The sequence below is a fragment of the Sinorhizobium sp. Y406 genome (assembly GCF_058732025.1).
On the sequence record NZ_CM178974.1, the window covers coordinates 905,012 to 922,491 of the forward strand.

The 17,480-nt window shown below is 63.1% G+C and carries 13 protein-coding genes; 4 read left to right on the forward strand and 9 right to left on the reverse strand.

The features are described from left to right. Window positions 1–222: 222 nt before the first annotated feature. Window positions 223–2,418 carry an esterase-like activity of phytase family protein gene (locus tag AC4P1R_RS04330; protein ID WP_069460711.1) on the forward strand — a complete coding sequence of 732 codons (2,196 nt, stop codon included), beginning with the start codon at window positions 223–225 and terminating at the stop codon, window positions 2,416–2,418. Between the two features lie 107 nt (window positions 2,419–2,525). Here the strand turns inward: AC4P1R_RS04330 and AC4P1R_RS04335 are convergent, their stop codons facing one another. Together AC4P1R_RS04335 and AC4P1R_RS04340 are read right to left on the reverse strand one after the other, a co-directional pair. Beyond that, complete coding sequence (locus AC4P1R_RS04335) at window positions 2,526–2,999, reverse strand: MarR family winged helix-turn-helix transcriptional regulator (RefSeq protein WP_069460858.1); 474 nt, start codon at window positions 2,997–2,999, stop codon at window positions 2,526–2,528. Window positions 3,000–3,179: 180 nt separating this feature from the next. Beyond that, a complete protein-coding gene (locus tag AC4P1R_RS04340; RefSeq protein ID WP_069460712.1) occupies window positions 3,180–5,003 on the reverse strand; it encodes a HAMP domain-containing methyl-accepting chemotaxis protein in 1,824 nt (607 codons plus the stop codon). A 248-nt stretch (window positions 5,004–5,251) separates the two neighbouring features. On the opposite strand from AC4P1R_RS04340, the gene AC4P1R_RS04345 reads away from it, so the two are divergent. From AC4P1R_RS04345 to AC4P1R_RS04355, 3 genes are all read left to right on the forward strand, one after another. Next, window positions 5,252–6,538: a metallophosphoesterase family protein gene (locus tag AC4P1R_RS04345; protein ID WP_069460713.1), complete on the forward strand. Its 1,287-nt coding sequence runs from the start codon at window positions 5,252–5,254 to the stop codon at window positions 6,536–6,538. Beyond that, window positions 6,538–9,999: an ATP-binding protein gene (locus tag AC4P1R_RS04350; protein WP_151611095.1), complete on the forward strand. Its 3,462-nt coding sequence runs from the start codon at window positions 6,538–6,540 to the stop codon at window positions 9,997–9,999. Before AC4P1R_RS04345 ends, AC4P1R_RS04350 begins: the two co-directional genes overlap by 1 nt. 135 nt (window positions 10,000–10,134) lie before the next feature. After that, window positions 10,135–10,533: a (R)-mandelonitrile lyase gene (locus tag AC4P1R_RS04355; RefSeq protein ID WP_069460715.1), complete on the forward strand. Its 399-nt coding sequence runs from the start codon at window positions 10,135–10,137 to the stop codon at window positions 10,531–10,533. A 66-nt stretch (window positions 10,534–10,599) separates the two neighbouring features. Here AC4P1R_RS04355 and AC4P1R_RS04360 read toward each other — a convergent pair whose 3' ends face one another. The 7 genes from AC4P1R_RS04360 to AC4P1R_RS04390 form a co-directional block, all read right to left on the reverse strand. After that, a complete protein-coding gene (locus AC4P1R_RS04360; protein WP_069460716.1) occupies window positions 10,600–11,268 on the reverse strand; it encodes a L,D-transpeptidase in 669 nt (222 codons plus the stop codon). Between the two features lie 28 nt (window positions 11,269–11,296). Beyond that, window positions 11,297–12,334: an EscU/YscU/HrcU family type III secretion system export apparatus switch protein gene (locus AC4P1R_RS04365; protein ID WP_151611096.1), complete on the reverse strand. Its 1,038-nt coding sequence runs from the start codon at window positions 12,332–12,334 to the stop codon at window positions 11,297–11,299. After that, on the reverse strand, window positions 12,331–13,182 hold the full coding sequence (locus AC4P1R_RS04370; protein WP_151611097.1) for a tetratricopeptide repeat protein: 852 nt from the start codon (window positions 13,180–13,182) through the stop codon (window positions 12,331–12,333). Before AC4P1R_RS04370 ends, AC4P1R_RS04365 begins: the two co-directional genes overlap by 4 nt. Further along, window positions 13,179–13,589 carry a hypothetical protein gene (locus AC4P1R_RS04375; RefSeq protein ID WP_492177456.1) on the reverse strand — a complete coding sequence of 137 codons (411 nt, stop codon included), beginning with the start codon at window positions 13,587–13,589 and terminating at the stop codon, window positions 13,179–13,181. Before AC4P1R_RS04375 ends, AC4P1R_RS04370 begins: the two co-directional genes overlap by 4 nt. A gap of 22 nt (window positions 13,590–13,611) precedes the next feature. Next, window positions 13,612–14,955, reverse strand: coding sequence for a type II and III secretion system protein family protein (locus AC4P1R_RS04380; protein WP_273359801.1), 1,344 nt, complete (start codon window positions 14,953–14,955; stop codon window positions 13,612–13,614). Between the two features lie 79 nt (window positions 14,956–15,034). Then, entirely contained in the window at window positions 15,035–17,182 is a 2,148-nt protein-coding gene (gene sctV, locus AC4P1R_RS04385; protein ID WP_492177457.1) for a type III secretion system export apparatus subunit SctV, read from the reverse strand. Continuing rightward, window positions 17,179–17,403, reverse strand: a complete 225-nt coding sequence (locus AC4P1R_RS04390) for a hypothetical protein (RefSeq protein WP_225190716.1) — start codon at window positions 17,401–17,403, stop codon at window positions 17,179–17,181. The genes sctV and AC4P1R_RS04390 overlap by 4 nt, the downstream gene beginning before the upstream one ends. Window positions 17,404–17,480: the final 77 nt, after the last annotated feature.

The following is a 17,480-nucleotide window of genomic DNA, read 5'->3' on the forward strand; positions in this document are numbered from 1 at the left end:
AGACAGGTTCATGTTCCCTTGCCGTTTGCGCCGCTTTGCGAAGCGCGTGCAGGCAGATCGATTTGAGGCCCGGCCCAGCCGGGCCTCTTTTCAACTTCCTCCGCTGTCATCGGACTGTAACAGCGCGGTTGCAATAACCTCCCATCCGGGGCGTCAGGCAACCGGCCGATTCCGGATGCCACAGCGGCGCGAATGCTCGAGCGCCGCGATAAGGAGGGACACATGAAAGCATTTTCCATCACCGCAGCATTGGCCGCAGCCCTTGCCGCATCCACGACATCCGCCGTTCAGGCCGAACAGGTCTTCAATCGCATCGCATCCTTTCCCGTTGCCGACAATCTCCCCGAGGGTGCCGAGCGGAAGGCGCCCACCTCGGCGGAAATCATCACGGCGAGCGAGGACGGCAACACCCTCATCTATTCCGACAGCCCCGGCAAGCGCATCGGCTTCATCGACATTGCCGATGCCAAGGCGCCGAAGGCCGGCGGCATCGTCGCCTTCGATGGTGAGCCGACATCCGTCGCGACAGCCGGCGCAAAAGTGCTCGTCGCCGTCAACACGCGCGAAAGCTTCACCAATCCCTCCGGCCTGCTTGCCGTGGTCGATGTCGCCACGAAGAAGGTGGATGCCACCTGCGATCTCGGCGGCCAGCCGGACTCGGTGGCGGTCAACAAGGACGGGACGCTCGCCGCGGTCGCGATCGAGAATGAGCGCGACGAGGAATTCAATGATGGCCAGATGCCGCAGATGCCGGCGGGCGATCTCGTGATCCTGTCGCTGAAGGACGGGGTTGCGGACTGCGCGACGATCAAACACGTGGCGCTGATCGGCCTCGCGGAGATTGCCGGTGATGATCCGGAACCGGAATTCGTCGCCTTCAACAGCAAGGACGAGATTGCGCTGACGCTGCAGGAGAACAATCATATCGTCATCCTCGACGGCAAGTCCGGCACGGTGAAGACGCATTTCTCCGCCGGAGCCGTCGATCTCAAGAACATCGACACCAAGCGTGACGGCGCAATCTCATTCACGGGTGAGCAGGCCGGCCGCAAGCGCGAGCCGGATGCGGTGAAGTGGCTCGACGACGAGCGGATCGTGGTGGCCAATGAGGGTGACTACGAGGGCGGCGCCCGCGGCTTCACGATCTTCGACACAACGGGCAAGGTGCTCTTTGAATCTGGCCCGAGCTTCGAATATGCGATCGCCTCGATCGGCCACTATCCGGAGAAGCGCTCGTCGGCCAAGGGTGTCGAACCGGAAGGCCTCGAAGCGGCGCATTTCGGCGACGACGACCTCTTCTTCGTGCTTTCGGAACGCGCTTCGATCGCCGGTGTCTACAAGGATACCGGGGCTGAGCCTGAACTTCTCCAACTTCTGCCGTCCGGCATCTCGCCCGAGGGCGTCATTGCCATACCGGGCCGCAATCTGCTGGCGACCGCCAACGAGCTCGACCTCATCGAGGATGGCGGCGCCCGGGCGCATGTCATGATTTACGAGCGCGGGGAAGGCGAAGCCGCCTATCCGCAGATACGCTCCGCGGAAAGGGACGGCCTGCCGATCGGCTTCAGTGCGCTCTCGGGCCTTGCCCCCGCCGCGGACAAGCCGGGCTTCCTGTACGCGGTCAATGATTCCTTCTACTCGTCGCAGCCGACGATCTTCACGATCGACGCCACGCAGAAGCCGGCGGTGATCACCGAAGCACGACCGATCACCCGGGACGGCGCACCCGCCCAGAAGCTCGATATCGAAGCCATCGCCAACGATGGAGAGGGCGGCTTCTGGCTTGCCTCCGAAGGCAATTCAGACAAGCATTACAGCCATGCGATTCTCCATGTGAACAAGAAGGGCGAGATCAAGCAGGAGATCGCGCTTCCGGAGGAACTGCGTGCCAATGAGATTCGCTTCGGCTTCGAAGGGATTGCGGCCCTCGGCAAAAGTGACGACCAGACGCTCTGGATGGCGGTCCAGCGCGAGTGGAAGGATGACGAAGAAGGCTTCGTCAAGCTCGTCTCCTATAAGCCGGCAACCAAGGAGTGGGGTGCCGTGCGCTACCCGCTCAACAAGTCCGAGGAAGGCTGGGTCGGTCTCTCGGAAATCGCCCTCCATGGCGAATACGCCTATGTCATCGAGCGCGACAATCTGATCGGCGAAGCGGCGAAGATCAAGAAGCTCTACCGTGTTCCCCTCGCCGACTTGAAGCCTGCGGCACTCGGCGGCGAATTGCCGGTGGTGAGGAAGGAAGAGGTGCGCGATCTCATTCCGGACTTGAAGGCGCTGAATGGCTATGTGGTCGACAAGGTCGAGGGTTTCGCGATCGATGCGGCCGGCAACGGCTATGTCGTGACGGACAATGATGGCGTCGACGACTCCTCGGGCGAAACCCTGTTCTTCTCCATCGGTGCCATCGACGCGATGTAAGCGTCAGCTCGGGAGAAACGAAAGAGGCCGGGACATGACGTCCCGGCCTCTTCCGATTCGTGAACGCACCTATGGCGCCATGCTCGGATTAAGCGAACATGCCGCGTTCACCGCGCGGCGGCGATCTCCTGATCCTCCGCCGCTTCCTTGCGCTTGCGGATCTCGTCGGTCTTCACGACGAGCTTGCTGACGATCTCGAAGAGTTGGTCGAGTTGATCGTCGTCGAGTGCTGAGAAGATTTCCTCAAGCAACTGCTTGCGCGGATGCTCCGCCGCCTCGAGCACGGCCCGGCCCGTATCGGTGATGGAAACGATCTTGGCGCGGCGGTCTTCCGGGTCGGGCTTGCGCATCACCAGCCGGTCGCGCTCCAGGCCGTCGATCGCCTCGGTGACGGTGCGCGGCGCGAAATTCAGGGCGCAGGCGATGTCGGTCGATCGGCAGGGCCCGAGTTTGCTCAGGAAGAACAGGAACTTGCTTCGGGCAAGCGAGACGCCTTCCTCCGTCATCGACTCGTTCACCAGACGATGAATGCGATGATAGAGCTCGAACAGCTTGTCGGAAACTTCGAATGTGTTCTTCATGACCATCATGGTTGTATGTTGAGGGGCCATGTCAAATGGCAGCAACCCTATTGATAGTGACAATCGCCATGCTTGTCGACAAAAACCCGGTAATTCTTAAGGAGAACACCGGCAGTTGCAAAAGCAACGGCCCCGCCTGCGGGGCCGTTGCCGATATGGGAGGTAAGCCGCTGCGGTCTGCTATGCGGCGTGACGCGACCCGTAGCCATGACCTGCGATTTCGGCCAGTGTGAAGCGGCCGATCAGGTCGTGCAGGCGGCTGGCCTCCTGCGCCAACGTTGCGCTCGCGGCATTGGCCTCTTCGACCATTGCGGCGTTCTGTTGCGTAACCTGGTCCATCTGATTGACGGCGGTGTTTACCTCCGAAAGCCCGGCGGACTGCTCCCGGGCCGAAACGGCGATGGCATCCATATGTTCGTTGATGGTTACGATGAAGCCTTCTATGGTGCGCAAGGCCTCGCCCGTTTCGCGCACGAGCCGGACGCCGCTTTCGACTTCGCTCGCCGAATTGCGGATCAGTTCCTTGATCTCCTTGGCGGCATTGGCCGAACGCTGTGCGAGCTCGCGCACCTCCTGCGCGACCACCGCGAAACCCTTGCCGGCTTCGCCGGCACGCGCGGCTTCGACGCCGGCATTGAGCGCCAGGAGGTTCGTCTGGAAGGCGATCTCGTCGATGACGCCGATGATATTCGAGATCTGGCTGGAGGAATGCTCAATGCGGCCCATGGCATCGATTGCTCCGGAAACGATCGCGCCGGACTTGTGAGCGCTCTCGTTCGCCTGGGCGGCGATCGTCCGGGCTTCGTTGGTGCGCTTGGAGGAGTTCGCGACGTTGACGGTGATCTCGTCGAGTGCGGCGGCCGTTTCTTCGAGCGACGCCGCCTGCTGTTCCGTGCGCCGCGAGAGGTCATCGGCGCTGTGGCTGACTTCACGCGCGCCGCCGTCGATGCTGCTTGAGCTGACTGAAACGGCCGCGAGCGTCTCGGCGAGCTGGGCGACCGCCTGGTTCAGGTCGTGCCTGAGCTGCTCGAAATCGGGCGCAAAGGGCTCGGTGAGCTGGAAGGCCAGATCGCCGGAGGCAAGCCGCTGCAAGCCGTTCGCAAGGCCGGCCGTGGCTTCTCGGAGGCGCTGCTGTGCCGCTGCCTCGGCGTCGCGGGTCGTCCTTTCGCGTTCGGCCTCGGCCTCGGCGCGCTGGATGCGGGCCTCTTCCTCGAGCTTCCGATTGGTGATCGCCGCCTGGCGGAAGACCTCGACAGCGCGCGCCATCTCGCCGATCTCGTCCTTGCGGGTGCCGTAGGGAATGCTGCTTGCCGCATCCCCCTCGGCAAGCTTCGCCATAGAGCGGGTGATGATCTGGATCGGGCGGGCGACGCCACGAACGGCATAGGCGATCGACCCGAGAACGATCGCTGCTGCAAGGCTGATAACGATGGAGTCGATCGTCATGATCAGCTTGTGGGTTGCGACGCTGGCGGCGACGGCAGCTTCGGCCCCGGCAAGGTTCTGATCGAGCAACTCGCTGATTGCCACATCCACCTTCTCGCCTTCCACCCGCATGTCGACCTTGAAGATATGCTGGGCCTTCATGTTCTGGAGGTCGTTCGACTGTTTCACCATTCCGTCGGCGACTACGAGATAGGCCTTGTAGGCCGCGTGCACCTTGTCGAGCGCGGCCCTGTCGGCATCCGACGTCACCAAGGCGGCATAGTCGCCGGCGAGCTTCTCGAAGCCGCTGACGGCCTCACCGATCGCTTTTTCTGCGCCCTTCTTTTCGAAGGGCGTGAGCGAGATCAGGTGCCGGGCAAAGACGGTTCGCGTGTCTGAGAGCTGTGTCTTGAGCGCACGCGCCAGCGAAACGCGCGGTAGCCAGCTTTTGGCGATTTCGCCGTTTCGCTCGTTCATCATGCGAACGCCGTTGATGGAGGCGGCGGCGAGTGTGGCGACGATCACCGCTACAAGGACAAACAGGGCGATCAGCGTATGCGATATCTTCAGTCGGGACATGTCTCACTCCGGAACGATCCGCGGACGGTGCAATGTGTCTTCCGCCGCTTGATCGTCATGACGGAGCGGAAGCCGAAGCAGGAATCATTCCGGTGCTGCCGATGCGGGCTGCGCATCCCGACGAAAGTACCGAGCAACGCGTTACGAAACCGCTAATTGGTCGCAACACGGGCATATGTTGTGCGTTTGGTGGCGGTCGCGTCCGGCTGCCATTGACGAGCGATGGGCGCCGAAGCCATGGTCCGGCCATGCCCTTCCGATTTGTTCACACCGCCGACCTCCATCTTGATTCGCCCTTGCGCAGTCTGGCTCTCCGCAATGCCGAGCTCGCCAATCTCGTGCGAAACGCAACGCGCAATGCGCTGACCCGGATCGTCGATCTCTGCCTCGCGGAGGCCGTGGACGCGCTGTTGATCGCGGGGGATCTTTACGATGGCACCCAGACCTCGATGAACACGGCGCTTTTTCTTGCCGGGGAACTTCGCCGTCTCGATGAGGCGGGCATCCGCACCTTCGTCATCAGGGGCAATCACGACGCGCAATCGCAAGTGACGCGCGAGCTCACCCTGCCGGCCTCGGCCCACATCTTTTCCGGACGCAGCAAGCCGGTGCTCGCCAAGACCCTCGAAGACGGCAGACCCGTGCACATCCACGGCATGAGCTTTGCCGATCCGCACGCAGCGGAGAGCCTGCTGCCGTACTTCCAGGCTCCGGTGGCCGGTGCCATCAACATAGGCATGCTGCACACCAGTCTTGCCGGCTCTGCGGGACATGATCCCTACGCCCCCTGCAGCCTCGCCGATCTTGAGCGGCATGGTTTCGATTACTGGGCCCTCGGCCATATCCACCAGCGGCAGGTGCACGGCCGGAACCCTTGCATCGTCATGCCCGGAATGCCGCAGGGCCGCGACATCAACGAGGCGGGCGTGAAGGGTGTCACGCTCGTCACGATTGATGAGGATGGCGACCCGTTCCTCGACGAACGGCCGATAGGCACGGCTGTTTTCGAGCGTCTCCGCGTCGACCTGACGGGCGTTGCCGACTGGCGCGCTATGCTGGCCGAAGCAGGGCGACAACTGTCGCTGCTGCGAAACGAAGTGCCGGCGGACAACCTTATCGTTCGGGTAGGCCTCAGCGGAACGACGCCGCTCGCCTGGCGCCTGCGGCGCGATGCCGATCTCGTGGAGGCGGAGATCGCCAATCTCGCCGCGGCGCTCGGCGGCTGCTGGATCGAGAAAATCGAAATCCTGTGCCGCGAAGGCCGAAACGATGAAGGCCGCGTCGGAGCGGATCCGGTGGGCGAGCTTGCGGCACTGGTCGAGGGCGACGTTCTGCCCGCCTTCAGCTTTCGTTCCGAAATGAAGTCCGTTGCCGAGGAGCTTCTGCAGCACCTGCCGGCCGAGTTGCGCTCCCTCCTGGCGGCGGACGAACAGAGACTCGAGGAACTGGTGCGCGATGCCGCGTTTGCGGGAAGTGCCGATGTTCTCTCGCACCTTCACGGACGTAGTGCAGGTGCGGGCGAGGGCATCGACTGATGCGGCTTAATCAGCTGCACCTCGTCCGGTACGGCAAGTTTACCGAGCGGAGCCTGGACCTCGGCGGCGCAAAGCCCGGCGAACCGGATTTTCACCTCGTATACGGACCGAACGAGGCGGGCAAATCCACGCTCTTTTCCGGCTTCCTCGATCTTCTCTTCGGCATCGACCGCAAGAGCCCCTACGGTTTCCTGCACCCGTACCAGACGATGCGGATCGGCGGTCTCGTCGAGGCCGGCGGCCGCAGCCACCATGCCTATCGGGTCAAGCGCAACGCCAACAGTCTTGTCGGCCCGGACGAACAGCCTCTGCCGGACAACATCTTTTCCGCCGCGCTCGGTGCGGTCGACCGCGAGACCTATCGCATGATGTTCTCGCTCGACGACGAGAGCATCGAAGAGGGCGGCGAAGCCATCCTGAAGAGCGAGGGCGAACTGGGGGCGCTTCTGTTTTCCGCAAGCTCCGGCCTGCCGGACAGCACCGCGGCGCTCTCGAATCTCAAAGGAGAGGCCGATGCTTTCTTCCGCCCCCAGGGGCGCAAGCATGGTCTGGCTGAGCTGAAGGCGGAGCTCGATGCGCTCAAGGCGGAGCGCAAAGCGATCGATGTGAATGCCCGCGACTATACCGCGCTACGCAAGGCGCTCGCAAAAGCGCGAGACCGGCACGAGGCAGCGGCGGAGACGCGCGCCGAACTGCGCGTCATCCGGGACCAGCTCCGTGCCAAACGCGACGCCCTGCCGCTTCTTGCGCGGCTTCGCACGGCTCGCGACGAGCTCGCATGCCGGGAGCCGTTGCCGGTGCCGCCGGCGGATTGGTGGCACGAGGTGCCGAAGCTGCGCAAACGCGAGGCCGAACTCGCCGCCAGGCTGCAGCAGTTGAACGAGGACCTGGAACGCCGTCGGCAGGAGCTCGAGGCGGTGCCGCGCGACGACCAGGCGCTTGCACTCTCGGAGCGGTTCGAGGCCCTTCGCGAGGCGGCGCTCGAGGCACGCTACCTGACAGCGGCCCGCGACATGCCCTCCCGTCGCGATGAACTGGCACGGACCGTTGCGGAAATCGACGCATGCCTGATCCGTCTTGGAGAGGCGGGCAATAGCGAGCCCGCATCGCTCCTGCTGCCGGCCGCGCACGCGGCGCGGCTCCAGGAACTGGTCCACCGCCACGCCAGCCTTTCGGAAAGGCTGACGGCAACGGGTAAAGAGGCTGAGAGTGCGAGGGTCGATCGGCAGGAAGCGGAGCGCGAGCTCGCCGACGTGAAGGGTAGTGCCGCGGATCCGGCCCCGCTTGCCGATCGCTTGCATGTCCTACGCCAGACCGACTGCCATCTGCGCCGGCAGACGGCGGCACTGGAAGCGGCACGGCTGGAGACGGCACTTGAAGACGTGTTGGACGCCCTGCGGCCTTTCGCCGGCAGCGCCGACGATTTGTCGGCCCTGACGATTCCGGCGCCCGGCGTGATCGAAGCATGGCGGGCGCAAGACGCGGCCCTGTCCGAGCGCCGGCTCCGGCTCGATGACAGGATCGCGGACGAGACCGAGCGGCAGGCCGGAGATGAGGCGCGCCTCGCCGCGCTCGGCGCCGATGGCGCCGTCGTCGACGATGCGGCGGCGGGCGAGCTGCGGAGACGGCGCGATCTTGCCTGGCAGGCCCACCGCAACGGTCTCGACGCTGCGACCGCCTTGGCTTTCGAGACCGCGTTGAAGGCAGACGACGCGGCCTGCGCGCTCCGCCTGGCGCAGGCGGAGCGGGTGGCCGCAATGCGTGGACTGACGCTTGCGATCGCTGAACGGCGTGCCCGCCTGCAAGCGTTGGAAACACAGAAAGAAGCGGTGACCGCGGAGCGGCAATGCCTGAGCGCAGCCGTGGCGTCTGCCGCAGAGGGGTGCGGCTTACCTAACGGCACCATGCTGCCGCAACTGGAGGCCTGGCTCTCGGCGCGCGCGACGGCCCTGGAGCTGCGCGCGGATTTGCGGTCCGCCCGGCAGGCGCATGACGGCGCCACCGAACAGGAGAATGCGGCGCTGTGTGGTTTGGGAACCGAACTGAAACGCTTCGGCGTGGCCGAAAACCTGCCCGAGCGGTTCGACGAGCTGCTTGCCTTCGCGGAACGGCTCCTCTCCGAGGCCCAGGCGGCCTCGGCCGCGCGCGGCGCTGCCATTGCCCGCTTCCGGCGGGCGTCCGAAGCCCTGGAAAGCCGGGAGGCCGCTTTCGCCGCGGCCCAAGCGGCGATCGGCGACTGGCAGCAAGAGTGGGCCGATGCACTGGCGGAGACCTGGCTAGCCCGGAGGCGCAAACGTCCGCTGCCGCACGAGATCGGTCCGGTGCTCGCCGCGCTCCAGGACTTCGACAAGCTTATGCAGAAGAAGGGTGAGCTCGATCATCGCATAGCCAGCATGCGCCGGGACCAAACCGCATTCGCCGAGGCGGTCGCGGATATCGCCGATGCCTTGGGGCATGTCGCCGACGGCGATGTGCTGGCACGTTTTGCCGGCGTCCGCGATCGGATCTCCGCGGCAAAGCGGGGGGAGGACCGGCGCCTTACGGCCTGCGGCGACATTGCCCGCCTGGAGGAGAGCCTCAGCGCGTTGCGCGACGAGGAGCGGCTCGATTACGCGACCAGAAAGGTGGTTCTCGACTTCTTCGGCTGTCCGTCGCTCGACGTGGCCGCCTTTTGCCTGGAGGCTGTGCGCGAGCAGGAGCGGCTCCGGCAAAGATGCGCCGAGCTGGAGGACGACCTGATGACGCGTCTCGCCGCACCCGCGGTTGGCGAAGCCGAGGCTCTGCTTGCGGCGCTCGACCGGGCCGAACTCGGTGTCGAACTGGCACGTCTGGACGAGGCGATCGATGCGGCTGACCGTGACGTCAGCGAGTTACATGCGGAGGTGCGCAGCAAGGAGCGGGCGCTGGCCGAGGTGGAGGGTGGCGACAGGGCTGCCGAATTGGAGCAGCGGCAGCGGACCCTTCTTCTGGAAATCGAGAGCAAGGCGATCGGCTATCTGCGGCTGCGGGCAGGCGTGGCGGCCGCCGAGCACGCCCTCCGGCTGTTCCGCGAGCGCCACCGCAGCGCCATGATGCAGCGCGCCTCGCGCACTTTCGCGCATATTAGCGGCGGCGAGTATTCCGGCCTCTCGACGCAAGCCGACAGGGGGCAGGAGTTTCTCATTGCCAATCCGTCTGACGGCGGATCGAAGCTCGCAGCCGACCTCTCGAAAGGCACCCGTTTCCAGCTCTACCTGGCGCTCCGCATCGCCGGCTACCACGAGGTCGCGGCGGCCCGCGAGACGCTGCCCTTCATCGCCGACGATATCATGGAGACCTTCGATGACAACCGCGCCGGCCGCGCCTTCGAATTGATGGCGGAGATGGCGCGGGTCGGCCAGGTGATCTACCTGACGCACCACGAACATCTTTGCGACATTGCCCGCAAAGCCTGCCCGACGGTCGAGATTCATCGGCTGTGAGGGCAGGGCGGAGGCCGCAGCTTGGATGTGCCCGACCACCCCGCCCAAAAAGGGAGTTCCAAGTGCGGACGATTGGTCATAGCGTGCGGGAACGCAGGACGAAAATGCGCCATTGCACCCAGGAGGGAATTCCGGATGGAGATCTATGAATGTGGATCAAGGCCCTCGCTGCACGGCCCGGCCGAGTATTTTCGAGGAGCCGTGCGTCAGGACCCGGGGATCGAGGCGCCGGCACCCGCACGGGTCCGCATGGTAACGGTGACCTTCGAGCCCGGCGCGCGCACAGCATGGCACACGCATCCGCTCGGACAGACCCTGGTCGTCACCGCCGGCCGTGGCCTCGCACAAAGCTGGGGCGGGCCTCTGCGCGAGATCCGCGCCGGCGACGTCGTCTGGTTTCCGCCGGGCGAGAAACACTGGCACGGCGCCGCCGCCGAGACCGCGATGACCCACATCGCCATCCAGGAAGTGCTCGACGGCAAGGCGGTGGACTGGCTCGAGCATGTGACGGACGAGCAATATCGCGGAGGGTGAGCGGAGCGGCCACCCCATGTGTGCACTGGCAAATGGAGCATCTCGCTTCCACCACTTGCCAAGAAACTAGAGGACGACGACTTTGGCCCCGATCCTCACCCTTTCATAGAGGTCAATGACGTCCTCATTCGACATGCGAAAGCAGCCTGACGATGAGGCGCGGCCGACGCTTTCTGGCTCGTTCGAACCATGGATGCGATAGAGAGTGTTGCCGAGGTAGAGAGCCCGCGCACCGAGCGGATTGTCGGGCCCGCCTACCATATGAGCGGGCAGGTCTGGTCTTCGGGCGCGCATGCCTGCGGGTGGGCGCCAATCCGGCCAGGAACGCTTGGCGGTCACCATCTCAGTTCCATGCCAGCCATAGCCTTCACGGCCGACGCCCACGCTGTAGCGAATGGCCGTTCCGCCCGGCTCAATGTAATAGAGAGCATATGCGGTCGTGTCGATGACCACCGTGCCGGGAGCTTCCGCTGTGCCATAAGCCACCCTATGCCTCGGCACGAAGGCGGTTGTCTCGCGGTAAAGATATTTTTCGCGGTACTGTCGCGGCGGGTGGGCGGGCAGCGACATCAGAAACTCGATGTAGCCCCCTTCGATCCAGACCCGCTTGTTTTTCTTGTCCAACAACGGCGGCGAAGGCTGCTCGGCATACACGTGGCCGGCCACCGCCAATGAAAGTGCGGTCAAGATCAGCGGACCCAAGACACGCCTCGCCAGTGTTCGCAAATCGGGCATGTGAAGCTCTCCATCGACATTGAGGCGCTCAAATCAAACCGTTGGCTACCAGGGCATTCGCTACCTGCTGGAAAAGACGGTCTGGAACCGGTGCCCCGATGGGCGTGTTTTCGAGATCGGCGGCCAGAGCCGCATCGACTGTCAACGGAATGCCCTTTTCCCTGGCCTGATCTCGCATCGATGACCCGGCCGCGCCGGCAGCACGGCAGACGATCAGCGGAACGGGTGTTTCGCCGCGGACATACCGGATCCCGACCACTCCCGACCGCGCGTCGCCGATCAACAGTACGGCATTGGCAAGACCGGTTTTGCTCATGCCGAGCAGGCGCGCGAGTTTGCGGCGCTCCTGCCTCATGAGCGGATCGCCTTCCGTATCCTTGTGCTCACGTTTACTCTCGGACTTCGTCATGCGCATTTCGCGCAGGAATAACCAGCGTTGCAGAAAGACATCGAAAGTGCCCATGACGATGAAGGCGGCGATTGCGATAAAGGCCGTGGTCTTGAGCATGGTGAGGGCGAGTGCGTGCAGGCACAGGAAGCCGCATGTCGGCGCTTGGAACAAGGCCTTGAGACCCGCATAGAAGACCACGGAAAAGGCAACCGAAAGCGCCAGGATCTTGAACAGAGCCTTGCCGAACTCGACGACGCTTTTCAGCGAGGTCAGGCGCTTCAAACCCGTCGCCGGATTGATGCGGCTGAAATCCGGTTCGACGGGTTTTCCGGAGAATACGAATCCTCTGGTGATCGCGACATTGGTGGCCAGAGCCGCGACGATCGTTATTCCGAGGATGGGCAGCACCGTGGTCCAGAGGGCGTCGACAGCGACAGTGCTCAGTCGGTACCAGACACTCGTGAACGGACGCTCGTAGATATGCGACGCCTCGTCGAGCAAGATGTCGATCTTCACCCGCAGACGCGGAGCGACATAGAAGAGATAAAGGGTGCAGAAGAGAATGACGATGCCCGAGACCATGTCCGGGCTGTGAAGGACCTGGCCTTTCTTGCGGGCATCCCGGATCTTCTTCTCAGAAGCCGGAAGGGATTTCTCTTCGCTTGTCTCGCTCATGTCACGTCATCTTTGGACGATGCCAAGAGGCCTATCTCCTGAGCGCGCTTGGCAGGATCCGAAATTGACCGCAATTTCGCAGCTTTCGCCAGAATTTGGTTCTTCTGCTTGGCCGACATGTCGGGCACGTCGAAGGCGCGTGCCTTCTCCGTCTCGCCGGCCATCGCGAGCACGATCAAATAATTGAGGAAGTGCCGTTTTTGCGCGAGCGGTGACCCGACCACGCTGCTCATATGGGTCACGGCCCGTGGTAGATCGTTCGAAAGTGCCTCGGCTAATGCCAGATTGGTTGTTGTGTCCAGATTGGCGGGTTGGAGCGACAGGGCTTTGGAAAAGGCCTCTTCTGCCCCCGCGCCATTGCCGCTGAAGACGAGGGCGGTTCCCAGTCGATTGTAGGCGACGACGGAGTTCAGCGCCTGCGCCGCCGGGGCCAGCGTCCGCGCGGCTGACTGGGCTTCGCCTTTGCGCAATTGCGCGGTACCCAGCCCGAGCAGCGCCTGCGCGTCGTTGGGGTTTATCTGCAGGGCCGTGCGGAAAGCCTCTTCCGCACCCTCCACATCGCCAGCCTTAAGGCGCGCATTGCCGACGCGCACGCGCAGCGACACGTCGCTCGGCGCATTGTCGGCGGCGCGCTCGAAAAGCGCGAGGGCCGTCGCACTTTCCCCTTTGGCCTCGATGCTCTCAGCAATGCTGAGCAACTTCGTCTGCTCGCTCGACGATTTCTCCATTTCTTTTTCGGCAGCCGTCGTCGTGCATGAGGAAAGTGCAAGCAATGCAATGAGAGCGGCAATGCTCCTCTTTTTGCCGACCCCATGCAAGCGGAATTGTAGGAAGGAACGTGGCGTCATTCTTCACCTGTAGTGTTTGTCACCGCGCGGCGCCTGCGGCCCTCCTCGCTGTATCCGTCGAGATAGTTCTTGGCGGCGCGCGCTACCGGAGCAGCCATTGCCGGACCCATCTGGCGGCCCTGGATGAGATCTCCCTGGTTCTGTGCCATGAACTGCAGATTGAGGTTGTTGGCGCAGCCGGACGGCAGGTAGAGCGGCTGATCGGCAGTGTCGGGGGTGATGCAGGCGTCGGGTACCAGAACCTGACTCTCCGCCTCGTCATAGCCCTTGCGTACGATGCCGGCTTTCGCCGGTGCCCCGCGCATCAAAACATAGCTGTAGTTCGGAGAATAGGGCTGTGGATGTGAACCACTGCAGGCGACCGCGGTGAGCGATAGGGCCACTGCCAGCACGAGACGGGCCTCCACCGCACCACTCCTTTCTGGACGATCATTCCACATAAAAGCCGTATCCTTTGTTGACGACGGGCTTGTTCTTGTTTCGCGGCGAGGTAATGGCACCGGAGGGACTGTCCAGCGGCGTTTTCATCTTTCGTTCGGAGGTTGGCGAGACCAGATACGGCGTGATCAGGATGACAAGTTCGGTCTCGTTGCGCTGGAACCGCTTGGACTTGAACAGTTCTCCGAGAATCGGGACGTCGCCGACGACAGGGGTCTTGTTCAGCGTCTGCGATTCCTGCCGCTGGAATAGACCTGCAATTGCAAAGGTCTGGCCGCTGCCGACCTCGACCGTCGTGTCAGCCCGGCGAATTCGCAAGGACGGCACCACAAGTCCGCCGATTGAAACCACACTGTCCTGGGAAACGCTGCTGACTTCCGGGCGCACCTGCAGCGCGATGCGGTTGTTTGGCAGGAGTGTCGGCGTGAACTGGAGCGAGACGCCGAACTGCTTGTATTCTATACCGATCTGGTCGTTACCGACTGGCACCGGCACCGGAATTTCACCTCCGGCGAGGAAGCTGGCGGTTTGGCCGGTGACGGCGGTTATGTTCGGCTCCGCCAAAATCGTCAATATTCCGTTCGCCTGGAGCGCGTCCAACAGCACGTTGACGTTCACATGATCGCCCTTGGCGCCAATAGAGATGCCGGTATCGTCCTCATTGCTGGCGCCTCCAGTCCGGACGATGCCGAAGGAGAATGAGCCGCTGTTGACGAAGACACTCCAATCGATGCCGAAGCGCGTCAGCTCGTTGCGGGCGACTTCGGCAAAGCGTACGCGAATATTGACCTGGTTGGTCCCGGCAATCGTCGTGTTGTTGAGCGCCGGCTTGTCCGGGGTGGAGTAGCTCTCGAGGACATTTTCCATGTCCATCGCTTCGCCAACATTGCGGGTCTGCCCGGTGCCGACATATTGACCGCCGAAAAGGCTTATGTCGACTTTAGTGGTTGGCTGTAGCGCTAGAGCCGATTGCTCCGCGGCGCGCGGGTTTCCGCTGACGCGGACCTGCACGGTGCCGCGTGTGCTTTGATCGGCGCTCAAGGCAATCAGATTCGTGTCGCCTATTTTCGTTGCGTAGATATAGACCACGCCCGGTGAGACGACGCGCACGTCGGCGATTGCCGTATCCGCGAGAAAAACCGACTCGACCGGTTCGTCGAAACGCAGGATCTGACCCTGTCCAACGGTGAGTTCGAGCACCTGGCCGTTGATGGCGTCGACCTTTACCTGCGCATTCACCGGCGGCGCGAGAACGCCGGACGAAAGCATCAACATCAGGATGAATGTAATCAGTTCCCCTGCGGCAATCGCGCGAAAACTTCGCAAGCTCAGCATTCCATTTCCTATTCGTTCCCCTCACCAGCGCCCCCGCGCAGGCAATACCCAACTATGTCTCCTGGCGGCCACCGTGAAGTCATGCGCGCACGCCTCCGAGCTCCGCCGCTCCGGTCACCGGGAGCGCGATATAGCCAAGGCACTGTACGCTGAATTCCGAGGAGATTTCCTGGTAGGACAGAACCGCCACGTTGACATCGTGGCGGGCCAGAAGGTTTCGGACGTGCCGCCGGATGTCGATCGATGTCAGGATCGCGGTGCGAAGCTGAGTATCAGCCAATTCCTGCCGCTTTTTCATTTCGTCCAGGATCGGCGCTGCCCACTGCTCCGGAACGCCACCGGCCGGCCCGGTACCCTTCTCCACCGCGGTTCTCACTTCGTCCTCCAGAGGCCGCGTCAAGAGATAGGCGGAAACGATCCTGTTGCTGTCGGCGAAACGGAAGCAGATTTGCCGGGCGAGGCTCACTCGCACGCTGTCGGTCAGGGCCTGGACCCCCTGTATTTGCGCACCGCGCTCGGCAATAGCCTGGAAAATGATCCGCATGTTGGTGATCGGTACGTCCTCCTCGACCAGCCTTCGCAGCACTTCGGCAAGCTTCTGTGCTGAAACCGCCTCGAGAACTTCGCGGATTAGATCGCCATAGGCTTCTTCCAATCTGCCGAGCATGGCACGCACCTCCTGTGCGTCGATGAACTCCGGTGCATAGCGGCGCAACACGCGTTCGACGAGCGTGACGATGACGTCGGCCGCTTCGCAGTACCCGACGCCCGCCGCGTCCAATGCCGCCGCACGGGTTTTCTCGACCCAGACGAGCCTCAGTCCCAAGAGGTCCGGTTGCGTAACGTAGGGGACCGCCATGATGTCGAGATCGACCGTTTCGTCCCAAACCATGACATGGCCGAGCGGCAACCCGGTCTCGAGGACCGGAACCCCTTCGAAAGCTATGCGAAGCCCGGTCCGTTCCTGCCGTGGATCCGTGTGGAGGCCGATCGCCGGAACGCGAATGCCGAGGTCGTCAAGGATCGCTGCCGCGGATGCTTCGGCCCGTTCGGCGAACAAGGCGGGCGGAAGCGCCTGGGCAAGCTCCTCTCCAAGCGACACCGTGATCCTGTGTGCCGCTCCGCCGAGCTTGCCGGAATTGGCGGGCAGGGTGCCTGCGATATGGTCGACGACGGGACCGCCGGAGGACACCAGCGACGGCGCCTCGCGCAGCACCGATGCCGGTCCTGCTGCAGTCTCCTCAGCGCCTCGCCGGCGTGCGGCGTAGGCGAGGAGGCCGGCCGCGGCGGCGAGAAACCAGAAGACGAGCAACGGAAAACCCGGAACCAGGCCAAATCCGAAGAGGATGGCCGCCGCAAGTGCAAGTGCGCGATCGCTCGCGCCGAGTTGACCGAGGATTTCCGAGCTCAAGTCCTGCGGACGGCTGCCGGACGGGACGCGTGTGACCACGGCACCGGCGGCCACCGCCATCATCAACGCCGGCATCTGTGCTATCAGGCCGTCGCCAACGGTTAGCAGTGAATAGGTATGTGCCGCTTCGCCGATGGTCAGCCCCCGTTGAAAAGATCCGATGGTTAGGCCACCGATGAGGTTGATAGCGATGATGATCAGGCCTGCGACCGCATCTCCTTTGACGAACTTCATGGCACCGTCCATGGCGCCGTAGAATTGACTCTCGCGCTCGAGTTCATCGCGCTTCCGGCGGGCTTCCTGCTGATCGATCTCGCCGCTACGGGCTTCATTGTCGATGCTCATCTGCTTGCCGGGCATGGCGTCGAGGGCAAAGCGCGCTCCGACCTCGGCCACGCGCTCGGCGCCCTTGGTGATCACCACGAACTGGGCGACCGTGATAATCAGGAAGACGACGAGACCTACGAGCACGTCACCCCCGACTACGAAATCTCCAAAGGCCGAGACTATCTGGCCCGCGTCGGCCTGAGTCAGGATAAGACGCGTTGTCGTGATCGAAAGGGCAAGGCGAAACAGCGTGCCGAGCAGAATGATTGATGGCAGAGACGAGAACTGCACCGGGCGCGACACATAGAACGTGCCGATGAGGATAAGCAGGCTGTAGAAGAAGTTGAAGCCGATCAGCGCGTCTACAAGATAGGTCGGCAGCGGGATGATCATCATCGTGATCGCGAGCATCACCAATGCCGCAACCACGACGTCCGACCGTCGAGCGGCGGCTCTGGCGAATTGGTTTACGGTGGCGATCGCGCTCATGTCGCCACCCTTGCCTGAAGATAGTCCCTGAACGCAGCACGCGCTTCATCTTCCCGGCCACGCAACCAATGTGCCTTGCTTCTCAAACGTGAAAGATCAGGATCGGCATCGCCGGAAATTTCATCGATGCGAGTGATGGCGGCGATTGCGCGCGTCGCCGCATCCGTAGCGATGAATGCTTCGGCCAAGGAATGCAGTATCGAGATATCTTCCGGGGCCATTCTTGCCGCAAGCAGCAGGAAGACAAGGCCGCGCTCATGGTGTCCGGCGCGACAGTAGAGCGAACCGAGCGCATGAA